Source organism: Mesorhizobium loti CJ3sym, from assembly GCF_000472785.1.
Classification (GTDB): Bacteria; Pseudomonadota; Alphaproteobacteria; order Rhizobiales; family Rhizobiaceae; genus Mesorhizobium; species Mesorhizobium loti_E.
The window spans coordinates 107726-123086 of sequence record NZ_AXAL01000001.1; the positions used below are offsets into that span (position 1 = coordinate 107726).

Consider the following 15361-nt stretch of genomic DNA (forward strand, 5'->3'; position numbering starts at 1 on the left):
ATCGGGGAGCCATGAGCACAGCCGCCAACAGCATCGCCTTCGTTTCGTCCGACACAGCAGACGCCAAGGCGGCGCTGGAAAGCCTGTCGGCACGCTACGGCCAATGTCCGGTCGCGGAGGCCGCGGTCGTGGTCGCCCTGGGCGGCGACGGTTTCCTGCTGCAGACCTTGCGCGACACGATGGGAACAGGAAAGAGGGTCTACGGCATGAACCGTGGCACCATCGGCTTCCTGATGAACGAGTACCGTTCCGGCGGCCTCACCGAACGCATCGCGGCCGCCGTCGCCGAAACGATCCGCCCGCTGGAGATGCAGGCCGTCACCTCGGAGGGTGAAACGGTTTCAGCGCTGGCGATCAACGAGGTGGCGCTTTGGCGCCAGTCCTACCAGACGGCCAAGATTCGCATCAGCATCGATGACCAGATACGGCTCGAAGAGCTGAACTGCGATGGCGTCATGATCGCGACGCCGGCCGGGTCGACCGCCTACAATCTTTCCGCGCACGGGCCGATCCTGCCCCTCGACGCGCCGTTGCTGGCGCTCACACCGGTCAGCCCGTTTCGCCCGCGCCGCTGGCGTGGCGCATTGCTCTCCAACAAGGCGACCGTGCGCTTCGATATTCTGGAGCCGGAAAAGCGGCCGGTGAACGCCGCCGCCGACCATACGGAGGTCAAGGCGGTGACCTCGGTAACGGTACGGGAATCGCCGGCAGCAACAGCGACCTTGCTGTTTGACCCCAATCACTCCTGGAACGAGCGCATCCTGGCCGAACAGTTCCGTTACTGAGCCGGCACAAAGACAGGCGGCCGGATTAAGCATCGCGATTAAGGTTACGACTTCACAATCGTGCCAATCCCGCCCGTTTCTGTTGACAAATCGCGGACTTGCGCCTAATCGCAATGCCAATCTTGCAAGCGCGCGGCGCTTGCCGCGACAAACGCCGTTGCGCTTCCCCGAACCAGCCAAAGACAACAACACTTGTCCTCAGACACCACGATCGCTCAAGAAGCGTTGACCTTTTCAGACCTCGGCCTGTCGCCGAAGGTGCTTTCCGCAGTCACCGATGCCGGCTACACCGTGCCGACACCGATCCAGGCCGGCGCCATTCCGCACGCCCTGCTCGGCAAGGATATTTTGGGCATCGCCCAGACCGGCACCGGCAAAACAGCTTCCTTTGTGCTGCCAATGCTGACCCGCCTCGAAAAAGGCCGGGCTCGCGCCCGCATGCCGCGCACGCTGATCCTGGAGCCGACGCGCGAGCTCGCCGCACAGGTCGAAGAGAATTTCATCAGATATGGCAAGAACCACAAGCTCAACATCGCGCTTTTGATTGGCGGCGTGTCCTTCGATGAACAGGACAAGAAGCTGGAACGCGGCGCCGACGTGCTGATCGCGACCCCTGGCCGCCTGCTCGATCACCGCGAGCGCGGCAAGCTTTTGCTCAACGGTGTCGAGATCCTCGTCATCGACGAGGCCGACCGTATGCTCGACATGGGCTTCATCCCCGATATCGAGCGCATCTGCGAGATGATCCCGTTCACCCGGCAGACGTTGTTCTTCTCGGCGACGATGCCGCCGGAAATCACCAAGCTCACCGAAAAATTCCTCCACGCGCCGGTGCGCGTCGAAGTCTCCAAGGCAGCTTCCGCCGCCACCAACATCATCCAGCGGCTGGTCAAATCCGGTTCGAAGCCTTGGGACAAGCGCGAGACGCTGCGCAACCTGATCAAGGCCGAAGACGCGGAACTGAAGAACGCCATCATCTTCTGCAACCGCAAGATCGAGGTGGCGGAGCTGTTCCGCTCGCTGCTGAAGCATGATTTCGATGCCGGTGCGCTGCATGGCGACATGGACCAGCGCGCGCGCATGCAAATGCTGGCCAATTTCCGTGATGGCAAACTTCGCTATCTCGTGGCGTCCGACGTCGCCGCGCGCGGCCTCGATATCCCCGATGTCAGCCACGTCTTCAATTATGACGTGCCGATCCATGCCGAGGACTATGTCCACCGCATCGGCCGCACCGGCCGCGCCGGGCGCTCAGGCAAGTCCTTCACCATCGCGACCAAGTCCGACACGAAGTACATCGACGCCATCGAACGGCTGATCGGCAACAAGATCGAGTGGCATGACGGCGACCTGTCGACCGTGGTCGCCAGCGAGGGTGGCGAAGACGATGCTCCGCGCCGGGGCAAAGGCGCGCCGCGTCGCGCCGGCCGCAAGGACGAGGACCGCAAGGACCGGGGCGAGCGCAAGAGCGGCGGCGAACGCCGCGCAAAGCCTAGCGAAGAGACGGTCCCGGCCATCGTCCAGCAGGATCAGCAGCCGGATGTGACCGAGCCGGCTGTCGCCGATATCGGCGAGCGGCGGGCGCGCAAGGAAGCAATCCGTTCGGAAAACGGCGAGCGCAAGACGTCCGATCGCAACGAGCAGCGCGCACCGGAGCGTGGCGACACCAGGCCGCAGCGCACCAACGCCCGCCCTGCCCGCCATCACCAGGAAGACAACGACACCACCGTCGGCTTCGGCGACGACATGCCGGCCTTCATGCGCATCGTCGCCAAGGTCTGACCGGTACCCGTCCGACCCCACCAATTCTTCCGGAAAACCAAATGAAAACGGCCCCGCAAGGGGCCGTTTTCGATTCAGATGAACCTCGACTTAGACCATGATCTTTTCCGAAAACCGGATTCCACTTTTCGGGATCATGATCCCGTTCAGGTCAGCGGCGAAAGCTGGATCTCGACACGACGGTTCTGCTCGCGGCCGGCGGCCGTCGCATTGGATGCGATGGGCCGTGTCTTGCCGAAGCCGGTGACGGCGAAGCGGCGCTGATCGACGCCCTGGCCGGAAAGGTAGTTGGCGACCGCCAATGCACGACGCTGCGACAGATCGAAATTGTGCTGTTCGCCACCGGTCGAATCGGTATGACCGAACACGTCGACAGTCGTCTGGCGGAACTTCTTCAGCACCAGCGCGACGGAATTCAGCACCGGATAAAAGCCGGGCTTCACCGCATCCTGATCGATATTGAAGGTGATATCCGACGGCATGTTGAGGATGATCTGATCGCCACTACGGGTGACGCTGACGCCGGTGCCCTGGAGCTGCCGGCGCAGTTCAGCCTCGTTCTGATCCATGGTGGCGCCGATAGCCCCGCCGGCCAGCGCACCGATGCCGGCGCCGATCAGCGCGTTGCGGCGGTCATTGCCACCGGCAAGCAGGCCAAGGCTGGCACCCGCCAGGGCACCAAGGCCGGCACCCGCGGCCGTGTTGGAAATCTTCTGATCGCCCGTATACGGATCGGTGGTGGTGCAAGCGCTCACGAGCAGAGCCGTCGCCACGACGACGAGCACGGTCTTCTTCATAGATGGTCCCTCTCCAAGTCGCGCCTTTTCGACGCCAAATCAGCCCTTCCCGCGACTTGTACCATGAATTGCGGCGAAAAGCGGAACGGGAAAGGCGCCTGCAACGGCTTTTCCCGGGGTTGGCTGCGTGACGAACGGCCTTGGCCAGGCTACCAAAGATTCTTGCCGTCGATGACCACCACTTCCACCTCGTCGAGATCGAAATCATCGAACAGCCGCGAATTGACGCTGATCTTTGGATTGTCGAAATCCGGCTCGCCGGTCGACCAGTCCGGTGTTTCGGTGAAGGTGCCGCAGCCGCAGGTGGCGCAAAAACCATGCTTTACGGTTTTCGAGCCCCATTGATAGAAGGAAACATTCTTCAGTGGCGTGATGAGCTTGAACTGCGACGGGATGTAATAGGCCCAGAGCGAGCCGCGCTTCGAGCAGAACGAACAAGTGCATTGCGTCACCGTCCGCGGCGCCTCAGAAACCTCGAATGTCGTCGCCTTGCAATGGCAGCTTCCCTTGATGGTCATCAACATCACCTCTCCATTGTCCGCCGCCCAGGCGGCAAGGCACCATAAAGAGCCGATCCTGACAACTGTCCGTCAGCAGGCTTTGTTCCTCAAACAGCGACTCCAGGTCAGACGGTCCAGGTCCAGTCGATCGGGTAGTTGAAAATCGGGGTAAACGTCACGCCGACCGCCTCCATATCCCTTCGGCCGTCGACGACCATCTCCTTCAGTCGGTCCAATTGTGCCGCATGCTCGTCGGTGTCCCAGACACTGACTTGCACGATCGAGCCCTTCGGCGAGACGCCCGCATAAAAATGAAGGAGCCCCGGCAGCCGTCTGATGGCCGGGATTATGTACTGCGCGGTCTTCTTGCTCGCCGCGTCGACCTCTGCGAACCGGCTCGGATCGTAGCTGGCACGCGAGACGCGGACGACGGCGGTTGCCGGTAATGACTCGGCCATGGTGATTCTTTCAGTCATAGGGATCCTGTCTCCTGGCAATTCCGTTACGATCTACCATCCGTTTGTAACAACCAAAGCGCCGTGGTCGTCCTCGCTGCGGTCGGCATCGCAGCCGCGGCCCCCTCCTGATTATGAGTCCGGACCTTAGTAGGACTGTGGCGGCACGAACAGGCAAATGGTCTTGCCGGCATCGAGCCCGGCCTCGTGCGCGCACCAATGGAACTCACCGTCGGGCGAATCCTTGATCCGTCGGTCGCTGTAGGCCAGCACCTCGCCGGTGTCCTTGATGACATAGCCTTCGGGGCGTTCGCTGATCGAGGTCTGCGACACCTCATGGCAATCGTAATTGGCGCAACAGGCAAATGGATAGCTCCAGCCTTGCGGCTTGGCCGCGGTCGGCTTGGCGTCATGCGCCAATGCCGGCGTCGTCAGAGCCGTGATTGCACAGGCAGAAAATAGCGGCAGGAGAAGCTGGCCAACCGTCTGAACGGCGATGGCCGATCTGGAACTGGCAGCAAACATGGGAACGTTCCTTTCAAACGAGGTTCAAGCGTTTTTGCTTGCCCGTTCCCGGAACGTGTCTTCCCAGTGGCCGGATCGTCAGCAGATATGCCGCGACCGGCCATAAATGCTTTTGTCTCCTCCTCTTTCGATGGTGAGCCGATTTATGAGTCGGCGCAAGAAGAGATCCCGGTCACCACGCCTGCCGGTCGATCGATCAGGCTAGGTTGCGTGTCCTTCAAATTGCGGGAGATCGTCGTTGATTGTGTACCACGGTGCCTTGGAGCCGACAAAGATGTGCATTGTCGGTCGGATCGTCGGAGCATCGACGAGCGTTCCCATGGTGACGTGGGCGAACACACCCTCGCGCACGGCCGAATAGAGTAACGATCCGCACAGCTTGCAGTGGGTATCGTGGTTGGCGCGCTCGTCGCCAAAGATCATGAGATCGCGAGCGCCGTTGGTGAGGCTGAGCTTGGCGCGTTCGATGCCGGCGAATGGCTTGAAGGCCGAGCCGGTCGAACGCCGGCAATTCGAACAATGGCAATTGGCGGCATAGACGAACTCGTCAGCCACCGCGTATTGAACCGCACCACACAGGCATTTGCCGGCAAGCTTGTGACCGGTTGTTGTTTGCCGCTTCGTCATCCGCTGATCCTCGCCGCGAGGCATCGGGCCAACCCGCCTGGACCTGATTGTCCTTAGTCCAGGTCGGCCACGGTTTCGCCGGCACCACCCTCGATGCGTTGCGACAGCGAGGCCTCCATGAAATCATCGAGGTCGCCATCGAGCACGCTCGACGGGCTGGTGCTTTCGACGCCGGTGCGCAGATCCTTCACCAGCTGATAGGGCTGCAGCACATAGGAGCGGATCTGGTGACCCCAGCCAATGTCGCTCTTCGACGCCTCGGTAGCATTGGCGACGGCCTCGCGCTTCTTCAACTCTTCCTCGTAGAGCCGCGAGCGCAGCATCTCCCAGGCCTTCGCCTTGTTCTTGTGCTGCGAGCGTTCAGCCTGGCAGGCGACCGCAATGCCGGTCGCGATATGGGTGATGCGTACAGCCGAATCGGTCGTGTTGACGTGCTGGCCACCCGAGCCGGACGAGCGATAAGTGTCGATGCGCACATCCGATTCCGAAACATCGATCTCGATCCTGTCATCGACGACTGGATAGACCCAGATGCTGGAGAAGGACGTATGGCGACGCGCATTGCTGTCATAGGGAGAAATGCGCACCAGGCGGTGGACGCCCGATTCCGTCTTCAGCCAGCCATAGGCATTGTGGCCCTTGATCAGCAGCGTGGCGGACTTGATGCCGGCTTCTTCGCCGTCGTGTACTTCCAGCACCTCGACCTTGAAGCGGCGGCGCTCGGCCCAGCGCGTATACATGCGCAACAGCATCGAGGCCCAATCCTGGCTCTCGGTGCCGCCGGCGCCGGCATGAACTTCGAGATAGGTGTCGTTGGCGTCGGCTTCACCCGACAGCAGCGTCTCGACCTGGCGGGCCTTGGCCTCGCCCTGCATCGAGCGGATGGCGGCTTCAGCCTCCGCCACGATACCTTCGTCGCCTTCTTCCTCGCCAAGCTCGATCAGGCCGATATTGTCTTCGAGCGCCTGAGTGAAACCCTTGACCGCTGTGATGCCATCTTCAAGACCCTGGCGTTCGCGCATCAGTTTCTGCGCTTCCAGCGGTTCGTTCCAGAGGCTGGCGTCCTCGGCGCGGACATTGAGGTATTCAAGCCGCTTTATGGCCTGATCCCAGTCAAAGATGCCTCCTCAGCAGGGTTATCGCCTGCCTGATCTCGTCGACAATATTCTGCGTTTCCGCGCGCATGGCCTGGTATTTTGTCCTGTTGCTGAAGTGACACTTCGGTCGGCGCGATACATAGGGACGGCGCCGCCATGTGTAAAGCGAAATGGGCCGGCCCCGAGGCCAGCCCAGTGGTCGTCATCTGGACCCGTCAGTAGAGGCCGCCGCCGCCGTCCTGGATGGCCTGGTTGGCCTGCGGCGACAGCGGGCCGCCCGACGCATTGGAGCCGTCGGCACCCATGCCGATCACCCAATAGCTGTCGGCGGGACCGGTGCCCGGCTTGAAGGCCTCGATGATGGTGCCCGCATCACCCGACGTGGCACGCATGCCGGTCTTGCGGTTGATGGCGATCAGGTTCATGCCGTCGGGAACCTTGAAGTCGACATTGGGCGTACCGTCCAGCGCCACGCGCATGAAATCCTTGAAGATCGGGGCGGCGAGACCGCCGCCGGTGGCGCCATGGCCAAGGCCGCGCGGTGTGTCGTAGCCCATATACAGGCCGACCACGAGGTTCGGCGTGTAGCCGATGAACCAGGCGTCCTTCTCGTCGTTGGTAGTGCCCGTCTTGCCGGCGATGTGACGGCCCAGTTCACCGATGGTGGCGCCGGTGCCGCGCTGCACCACGCCTTCCATCATCGATGTGATCTGGTAGGCGGTCATCGGATCGAGCACCTGCTCGGAATTGTCGACCAGTTCCGGCTCCGGCTGGTTCTTCCATTCCGGCGCGTTGCAGCCTTCGCAGCCGCGCTCATCCTGCTTGAACACGGTCTTGCCGTAGCGGTCCTGGATGCGGTCGATCAGCGATGGTTTGATCGACTTGCCGCCATTGGCCATGATCGAATAGGCCGAAACCATGCGCATGACGGTCGTCTCGCCGGAGCCCAGCGCCATTGGCAAATACGGCGCCAGATGATCGTAGACCCCGAAGCGCTCGGCATATTCGACGACCAGCTTCATGCCCATGTCGTTGGCAAGCCGCACCGTCATCAGGTTGCGCGACTTTTCGATACCGGAGCGCAGTGTTGCCGGTCCGGCGACCGTGCCGTCATAGTTCTTCGGGGTCCAGGTCGTGTTGCCGCTCTGGATGGTGATCGGCCCGTCCATGATCACCGAGGCCGGCGTATAGCCATTGTCCAGTGCGGCCGAATAGACGATCGGCTTGAACGAGGAACCCGGCTGGCGCATCGCCTGGGTGGCGCGATTGAACTCCGACTGCGAATAGGAGAAGCCGCCGACCATGGCCAGCACGCGGCCGGTATGCGGATCCATGGCGATCAGGCCGCCTTCCACTTCGGGAACCTGGCGCAGGCTGTAGGCATTCTCGGAACCTTCGTTCTTCTGCACGAAGATGACGTCGCCAGGCTTGAGCACTTCGGCCGGCGACTTGGCCTTGACGGTCTTGCCGTCGACCAGATGGCGCATGGCGAAACCCATGTCGTCCTTGCTGACGGTGCCTTCGACACGTTCCTTGACGATCTCGCCCGACGCCTGGCGCGCAGGCTGCAAGCCGATCGAGAGGCCGGTCGACGAACTGTCGAGCACGACCGCCAGCGACCATTCGGGAACGTCTTCCAGTCCTTTGACGGCGCCCAGCGGGACGCCCCAGTCGCTCGACACATCAATCGACGTTACCGGCCCGCGATAGCCGCGCAGCGTGTCGTATTTCATCAAGCCATTCTGCATCGCCTTGCGGGCGATGAGCTGAACCTTCGGGTCAAGGGTCGTGCGAATGGAAAGACCGCCCTCATAGAGCGCATTCTCGCCATAGCGTGCGATGATCTGGCGACGGACCTCTTCGGTGAAATACTCGCCCGCGAACAAATACGAGCCGGTGCGGCGTGGGGCGACACCAAGCGGCTCGGCCTTCGCCTTCGCACCCTCTTCGGGGGTCACATAACCGTTCTCGACCATCTGGCCGATGACCCAGTTTCGCCGCTCAATCGCGCGATCGGCATGCTTGAAGGGATTGTAGTTGGCCGGACCTTTCGGCAGCGAAGCCAGATAAGCGGCCTCGGCCACGGTCAGTTCGTTCACCGATTTGTCGAAATAGGTCAGTGCGGCGCCGGCGACGCCATAAGCGTTGAAGCCGAAAAAGATTTCGTTGAGGTAGAGCTCCAGGATACGATCCTTGGAATAGGCCTGTTCGATGCGGAACGAAAGAATGGCTTCCTTGACCTTGCGTTCCAGCGAGCGCTCGTTGGTGAGAAGGAAGTTCTTGGCAACCTGTTGGGTGATCGTCGAACCACCCTGCATCGGCCCACCCGAAACATAGGTCAGCACCGCGCGGCCCAAACCCGTTATATCAACACCGGGATGGCTGTAGAAGTTCTTGTCCTCGGCGGACAGAAAGGCCGCCTTGACGCGATCCGGTATCGCCTGGATCGGCAGATACAGGCGCCGTTCGCGCGCATACTCCGCCATCAGAGAACCATCCGAGGCATGGATGCGGGTGGTCACCGGCGGCTCGTACTTGGCCAGCACTTCGTAGTCAGGCAGATCCTTTGCTACATGGCCGATGTAAAGCGCAACGCCCGCCGCGACCAGCAGGGCCAGCGTCGTGCCTACGCCGAAGAAATAGCCAATGAGACGAATCATACCCGCTCCAGTCCTTGGTTCGGGAGTTTCCTAAACGAAGCCGCCTTCCACGCAAGCTTTCGAGCCGGTCCCAATCCGTAATCGAAAACCCATGTCGCCACCATGTGGACAAAATACGGCAAGGCCTGATTTCGTGACCATGCGCCAGAAATAAAGGCACCGGGTGTTGTCAACGCGCAACGCCGCCCCTGGTTGCAGGCGTCGCCAGCCCATGTCAGCCCCCGGTTGCCGTTCCGACACGGGCCGAAGCGAAAAGCGCGACGGCGTTGGTAATGCTTTGTGCGGCCTTGCCGCGCCATTCGGCGTCGAGCAGTTGCGCCTCGTCCTTGGCATTCGAGAGATAACCGAGTTCGACCAGCACCGACGGAACGTCCGGCGCCTTCAGCACCTTGAAGCCGGCCGAACGCTGCGGATTGTTTATCAGGCCGACGCTGGTCGACAGCTGGCCGACCAGAGTGTGCGCAAAACTCATCGAGAAATTGTGGGTCTCGCGGCGGATCAGGTCGATCAGGATGTCGGTGACTTCCTTGTTGTCGTCCTTGATGACCATGCCGGCGAACTGGTCGGAGAGATTTTCGCGGTCGGCAAGCGCCTGCGCCTGCGGATCCGACGCCTTGTCGGAGACCGTATAGACGGTGGCGCCGCGGATGCCCTTGACGCTGATTGTGTCGGCATGGATCGAAATCAGCAGATCGGCCTCGTGCTGGCGGGCGATGCGCACCCGGTCGTCAAGGCGCAGATACTCATCGGTGTCGCGGGTCATGAAGACATCGTATTTGCCGATAGCCGCGAGCTTGTCGCGCAGCTCGGTGGCGAAGGCCAGCGTGACATTCTTCTCGATGGTGCCGTTCAGGCCCTCGGCGCCGCCGTCGATGCCGCCATGGCCGGGGTCGATGACGACGGTGAAGCGATGGCCCGGATTGGAGACCGGCCCGGTGCCAACGCGCCCGCCTTTGTCGGTCGAAACCGTCGATCCAGTGGTCAGCGCCTGGTTGGCAAGGGCTACGTCGAACTCACGTTCAGAGGCGGCCGACATGTCGATGGCAATGCGGTAGCCGGTTCCGTCCTCATTCTTGAGCACATCGAGCTTGTCGACAGCAAACGGCCCCTTGCCGGTAAGGATCAGCCGCGAAACGCCCTCGCCGAGTTCGCCCAGGCGCACGCCCTTGACCAGGCCGCGCGGCTTCAAATCCTTGGCGTCGATGGCCAGCCTCGTATTCGCCAGGTCGATAACGAGACGATTGGGCCCGCGCAGCAGGAACCATTTGATGTCCGGCTCGCGATCGAAATCCAGGACGATGCGCATCTTGGTGGCATCGCCCGCCATCTTGTAGTCTTTTGCCACCAGCGGCGCGTCGGCGGCATTCGCAGCGGGGGAAAAGGCCTGGGAAAGCGCCACCAGCAGCAGGAGGCAGAAAGCGCCAAGAATCCGGCCGCCAACACGACATCCCTTGTCTGTGAAGTCTGCCAGTCCCATTTCTCTTCCAGTCGCTCCGGTTTGGCGCGAGGCGCCCGAACGTTTCTTCGAAGTGCCGGTTAGGCCGCGAACTCGATTAACGATTGGTATCCAGAGAAGGTTAACCAAGCCTTTTCACAGGGATCAGAACCCAGACTTACGCTGCGGAACTGCTTTTTGCCGGCATCGGAAATCGGGGTTGCCTTCCAACCCGCCAAATCATAAAAGCGATAGTGGATCACTGCAATCCTGGAACCGCCCTCCTCCGCAGCTTCCTGCTACAGGGTCAGATGAACGGCGGCTCCTTTCGCTTCACGCGAAAAGGGTTCAGGTGATTGCGACGAATTTCGCAGGCGTGCTCCCGTGGCGGGGGAATCGCCTGCGTGAGGAAAACGGCCGGGTTTGTCCCGCGCCGGCTCTGTATGAGCAAACAAGCTGGTCCGGTTTCCGGGCTTTGGTTCAAAAGGTTCTGCTGGTGACGATGGCTTCAAGCGCAATTATGGAAAGGTCCGCATCAAACCGCGCCAATATGGCTGCGGGCGGCACCGCCATGGCGCGCAGGCCCCGTCCGGCGGACATTCAGACATCCGGCACCCACACTCCAGACACGCAGCAGCGGGCTTTGTTGCCTTGCAAGCTGCGGCTGACGGCTGCCGGGAGGAAACGAAATAATGCCCAACAAAATGCTGATAGACGCCTCCCACCCGGAGGAAACACGCGTTGTCGTCGTACGCGGTAATCGTATCGAAGAATTCGACTTTGAATCCCAGGACAAGAAGCAGCTCAAAGGAAACATCTACCTCGCTCGCGTAACGCGCGTCGAACCTTCCCTTCAGGCAGCCTTTGTCGAATATGGCGGCAACCGTCACGGTTTCCTCGCCTTCAGTGAAATACACCCCGACTACTACCAGATTCCGGTCGCCGATCGTCAGGCGCTGCTGCGCGCGGAAGCGCAGGAGGCCGAGGACGAAGAGGACGAGGACGGTGAAGGCGATGACCGCCAGAGCCGCGATCGCGGACGGCGCGGGCGCCGGCGCGGCGGCAAGAGCCGCGACCGGGCTGAGCACAAGCGCGATGCGGGCGAGGCAGGTGAAGGCTCCGGCGAGCCAGCCGAAGGCAGCGACAATGGCGACATCGTCGTCGAGGAGATCTCCCACACCTCCGAGATCATCGAACACGCAGCCGATACATCAGACCATCCGGATACCTCCGGGCATGCCGATGCATCCGGCCATGATGAGGGTTCGGCCGAGCAGGACGAAACCGAAACCCGCGAGGGTGGCCCGACATCAATCGCCGCCGCGGTCGAAGGCGATGTGATTTCCGAACCTGTCTCGCAGACGGAACAGGGCACTGAAGCAACCTCCGGCGACAATGATCGCGGCATGCTGGAGGAAGTACAGTCCTCGCATCCCGATGACCACGAGGTCGAATCGGTCGGCGCCGAGGATGCGCTGGAAGAAGTGCGCAACCGCCGCAAGCCGGTGCGCCGCCAGTACAAGATCCAGGAAGTGATCAAGCGCCGGCAGATCCTGCTGGTGCAGGTCGTCAAGGAAGAGCGCGGCAACAAGGGCGCCGCGCTCACCACCTATCTGTCGCTTGCCGGCCGCTATTCGGTGCTGATGCCCAACACGGCGCGCGGTGGCGGCATTTCGCGCAAGATCACCAGCGCGGTCGACCGCAAGCGCCTCAAGGAGGTGGTTGCCGATCTCGAAGTGCCGCAGGGCATGGGCGTCATTCTGCGCACCGCCGGCGAGAGCCGCACCAAAGCCGAGATCAAGCGCGACTACGAATATCTGATGCGGTTGTGGGAAAATGTCCGCAACCTCACGCTTCAGTCCACCGCCCCTGCCCTCGTCTATGAAGAAGGCAGCCTGATCAAGCGTTCGGTGCGCGACCTCTACAACAAGGATATCGACGAGATTCTTGTCTCGGGCGAGGAAGGCTACCGCGAGGCCAAGGACTTCATGCGCATGCTGATGCCGAGCCACGCCAAGGTGGTTCAGCCGTTCCGCGACACGACGCCGATCTTCGTCCGCAACGGCATCGAGGCACAACTCGACCGCATGCTGCAACCGCAAGTGACGCTGAAGAGCGGCGGCTACATCATCATCAACCAGACCGAAGCGCTGGTTGCGATCGACGTCAATTCGGGCCGTTCCACCAAGGAGCACTCGATCGAGGACACCGCGCTCCACACCAATCTGGAAGCAGCGGAAGAAGTCGCGCGTCAGCTAAGGTTGCGCGATCTCGCCGGCCTGATCGTCATCGACTTCATCGACATGGAGGAGAACCGCAACAACCGCTCCGTCGAGAAGCGGCTGAAGGATCACCTCAAGAACGACCGGGCACGCATCCAGGTTGGCCGCATCTCGCATTTCGGCCTGATGGAGATGTCGCGCCAGCGCATCCGCGCCAGCGTGCTGGAATCGACCATGAAGCCGTGCCCGCATTGCGGCGGCACCGGCCATGTCAGGTCCGATTCGTCGGTCGCGCTGATGGTGGTGCGGGCGATCGAGGAATTCCTGCTCAAGGATTCGCGCAGCCACATCACGGTGCGGACCCCGGCAGCGACCGCGCTCTACGTGCTCAACCACAAGCGCGGCACGCTGGTGGAACTCGAAAGCCGCTTCGGCCTGACCATCACGATCGAGGCCGACGACACGGTTGGCGCCCAGCATTACGCCATCTTCCGCGGCGCACTGGCTGAAAAGCCGGAAGGCTTTGTCGAGGCGCGCAGCTTCCCGGCCTATGTCGAGACGGAAGAGCCCGAAGACGAGATTGTCGTCGTCGAGGAAGACGACGAGGCACCGGTGCAAGCCGAGCAGCCACGCCAGCAGCCGCAGCAGCAACAGCCGCGGCCCGCCGCCGGTGGCGAGGACGGCGAAGGCCGTGACCGCAAGCGCCGCAAGCGTCGCAGACGCCGCGGCGGTAAGGATCGCGACCGCGAACATGGCGCCCCGACGGACGGCTCGTCCATCTCCGCTCCGGCCGGCGATTTCGCCGAATCGGCAGACGATGCGGATAATGACGAGACCGAAACGGACGATGCCGCTCCGGTCACGGCCAGCGAGTCCGATGAAGCGGTGCAGGCTTCAGATGATGGCCAGGGCAAGAAGCGTCGTCGCGGCAAGCGCGGCGGCAAGCGCAATCGTCGCGAGGACGGTGAAGGTGAGACCGAGGCAAGTGCCGAGGAAACGACCGAGCCTTCCCAGGCAGATGCTTCCGAAAGCGAACCTGCGTCGATCGAGCCGGTGGTTGCTGCTGCAGTGGAAGAGTCGGTCGTTGCGGTGAGCGAAGAGGTGCCGAGCACCGAGAAGCCCAAGCGGGCGCGCCGCCCGGCCAAGCCGAAGAAGGCAGCCGCCGAAACGGCTGCTGTCGAAGCGGCTGCGGAAACGCCGGTCGAGGCTCCGGTGGCCGTCGCTGAGGAAACAGTGGCTGCAGCCGTTGCGGAAGAGCCTGCGAAGGCCCGGCCGTCACGCCGCAAGCCGGCAGCCATCGACGCACCTGTGGTGCCGGTGGTTTCCTCGACCGTCGCCGATGCGCCGGAAGCCAAGGCCGAAGAAAAGCCGAAGCGCGCCGGCTGGTGGCAGCGGAAAGGCTTTTTCTAAGCTTTTCAGCTGATTGAATTGATTTTCTGACAAAAAGAATCCCGCGCTGATCGAAAAGACGGCGCGGGATTTTTCATATCTGACAGGTGGCGCAGTGCTATGGCGCGAAGATCGACCAGTTCATCATTCTCGCCAGCTTCTCCAGCGCGATCGAACCCAGCTTGGAATTGCCGTTGGCGTTGAGGCCGGGCGACCAGACGGCGAGCGAGGCAACGCCAGGCACGATGCCCAATATACCGCCGCCGACGCCGCTTTTTCCCGGAATGCCGACACGGAAGGCAAAGTCACCGGAGCCATCATAATGACCGCAGGTCAGCATCATGGCGCCGATGCGCCGCGCCCGCTCGGCCGACACCACGGAATGCCCGGTCGCCGGGTTCTTGCCGCCATTGGCAAGGAAGCGGCCGGCCAGCGCCAGTTGCCGGCAACTCATGGCAATGGCGCAGTGGTGGAAATAGACGCCCAGAGCCAGTTCCGGCGCATGATGAAGATTGCCGAAGGATTTCATGTAGTTGGCGAGCGCGAAGTTGCGATAACCGGTGGCCCGCTCGGACGCGGCGACCTCACGGTCGATGATGATTGTGTCGTCGTCGGCGAGGAACTGGATGAAGCGCAGGATTTCGCCGATCGCCTCGCGCGGCTGGTGGCCGGCAAGCAGGATGTCGGAAATAACGATGGCGCCGGCATTGATGAACGGGTTGCGCGGAATGCCGTTCTCGTGCTCGAGCTGGACGATCGAATTGAACGGATTGCCCGATGGCTCGCGCCCGACCCGCTTCCACAACGCGTCGCCGACATTGCCGAGCGCCAGCGTCAAGGTGAACACTTTCGAGATGCTCTGGATGGAGAAGGGCTGGTCGGCATCACCCGCCATCAGCACACGGCCGTCATTGGTGACGGCGGCGATACCGAATTTCCTCGGATCGACCTTGCCCAGCTGCGGAATGTAGGTGGCGACTTCACCGCGATCGGTGCGCTCGGCCATTTCCGCCGCGACTTCGGCCAATGCTTGATCAAGTTTGGGGGCCTGATCAAGTTTGGGGACCTGCTCGAGTTCCGGCATGGT

The 15361-nt window shown here is 62.0% G+C and carries 12 protein-coding genes; 3 read left to right on the forward strand and 9 right to left on the reverse strand.

The window, feature by feature from the left end; genetic code table 11:
- Positions 1-11: 11 nt before the first annotated feature.
- Together A3A9_RS0100650 and A3A9_RS0100655 are read left to right on the forward strand one after the other, a co-directional pair.
- Positions 12-785 carry an NAD kinase gene (locus tag A3A9_RS0100650; RefSeq protein WP_027057066.1) on the forward strand — a complete coding sequence of 258 codons (774 nt, stop codon included), beginning with the start codon at positions 12-14 and terminating at the stop codon, positions 783-785.
- 192 nt (positions 786-977) lie between these two features.
- Entirely contained in the window at positions 978-2567 is a 1590-nt protein-coding gene (locus A3A9_RS0100655) for a DEAD/DEAH box helicase (protein WP_027057067.1), read from the forward strand.
- 146 nt (positions 2568-2713) lie between these two features.
- Here A3A9_RS0100655 and A3A9_RS0100660 read toward each other — a convergent pair whose 3' ends face one another.
- The 8 genes from A3A9_RS0100660 to A3A9_RS0100695 form a co-directional block, all read right to left on the reverse strand.
- Entirely contained in the window at positions 2714-3364 is a 651-nt protein-coding gene (locus A3A9_RS0100660; protein ID WP_027028786.1) for an OmpA family protein, read from the reverse strand.
- 149 nt (positions 3365-3513) lie between these two features.
- Positions 3514-3882, reverse strand: a complete 369-nt coding sequence (locus A3A9_RS0100665) for a GFA family protein (protein ID WP_027057068.1) — start codon at positions 3880-3882, stop codon at positions 3514-3516.
- 107 nt (positions 3883-3989) lie between these two features.
- Entirely contained in the window at positions 3990-4340 is a 351-nt protein-coding gene (locus A3A9_RS0100670) for a hypothetical protein (protein ID WP_027057069.1), read from the reverse strand.
- Between the two features lie 126 nt (positions 4341-4466).
- Complete coding sequence (locus tag A3A9_RS0100675; protein WP_033838249.1) at positions 4467-4844, reverse strand: hypothetical protein; 378 nt, start codon at positions 4842-4844, stop codon at positions 4467-4469.
- Between the two features lie 201 nt (positions 4845-5045).
- Positions 5046-5471, reverse strand: coding sequence for a GFA family protein (locus A3A9_RS0100680; RefSeq protein ID WP_027057071.1), 426 nt, complete (start codon positions 5469-5471; stop codon positions 5046-5048).
- Between the two features lie 53 nt (positions 5472-5524).
- Positions 5525-6656, reverse strand: a protein-coding gene (gene prfB, locus A3A9_RS0100685) for a peptide chain release factor 2 (protein ID WP_152536034.1) whose coding sequence is annotated in 2 segments (ribosomal slippage) — positions 5525-6589 and positions 6591-6656 — 1131 coding nt in all. Because the reading frame shifts where the segments join, the coding sequence is not laid out codon by codon here.
- Positions 6657-6783: 127 nt separating this feature from the next.
- Positions 6784-9228: a penicillin-binding protein 1A gene (locus A3A9_RS0100690; RefSeq protein WP_027057073.1), complete on the reverse strand. Its 2445-nt coding sequence runs from the start codon at positions 9226-9228 to the stop codon at positions 6784-6786.
- A 214-nt stretch (positions 9229-9442) separates the two neighbouring features.
- Complete coding sequence (locus tag A3A9_RS0100695; RefSeq protein ID WP_027057074.1) at positions 9443-10705, reverse strand: N-acetylmuramoyl-L-alanine amidase; 1263 nt, start codon at positions 10703-10705, stop codon at positions 9443-9445.
- 650 nt (positions 10706-11355) lie between these two features.
- Here A3A9_RS0100695 and A3A9_RS0100700 point away from each other — a divergent pair.
- A complete protein-coding gene (locus tag A3A9_RS0100700; protein ID WP_027057075.1) occupies positions 11356-14295 on the forward strand; it encodes a ribonuclease E/G in 2940 nt (979 codons plus the stop codon).
- Between the two features lie 97 nt (positions 14296-14392).
- Here the strand turns inward: A3A9_RS0100700 and A3A9_RS0100705 are convergent, their stop codons facing one another.
- Positions 14393-15358 (reverse strand): glutaminase, encoded by a 966-nt coding sequence (locus tag A3A9_RS0100705; protein ID WP_051370641.1) that lies wholly within the window; start codon positions 15356-15358, stop codon positions 14393-14395.
- Positions 15359-15361: the final 3 nt, after the last annotated feature.

Coding starts and splice junctions, on each gene's coding strand:
- A3A9_RS0100650 (WP_027057066.1), top strand. CDS start 12: ATGAGCACAGCCGCCAACAGCATCGCCTTCGTTTCGTCCGACACAGCA.
- A3A9_RS0100660 (WP_027028786.1), bottom strand. CDS start 3,364: ATGAAGAAGACCGTGCTCGTCGTCGTGGCGACGGCTCTGCTCGTGAGC.
- A3A9_RS0100665 (WP_027057068.1), bottom strand. CDS start 3,882: ATGACCATCAAGGGAAGCTGCCATTGCAAGGCGACGACATTCGAGGTT.
- A3A9_RS0100670 (WP_027057069.1), bottom strand. CDS start 4,340: ATGACTGAAAGAATCACCATGGCCGAGTCATTACCGGCAACCGCCGTC.
- A3A9_RS0100675 (WP_033838249.1), bottom strand. CDS start 4,844: ATGTTTGCTGCCAGTTCCAGATCGGCCATCGCCGTTCAGACGGTTGGC.
- A3A9_RS0100680 (WP_027057071.1), bottom strand. CDS start 5,471: ATGACGAAGCGGCAAACAACAACCGGTCACAAGCTTGCCGGCAAATGC.
- A3A9_RS0100690 (WP_027057073.1), bottom strand. CDS start 9,228: ATGATTCGTCTCATTGGCTATTTCTTCGGCGTAGGCACGACGCTGGCC.
- A3A9_RS0100695 (WP_027057074.1), bottom strand. CDS start 10,705: ATGGGACTGGCAGACTTCACAGACAAGGGATGTCGTGTTGGCGGCCGG.
- A3A9_RS0100700 (WP_027057075.1), top strand. CDS start 11,356: ATGCCCAACAAAATGCTGATAGACGCCTCCCACCCGGAGGAAACACGC.
- A3A9_RS0100705 (WP_051370641.1), bottom strand. CDS start 15,358: ATGCCGGAACTCGAGCAGGTCCCCAAACTTGATCAGGCCCCCAAACTT.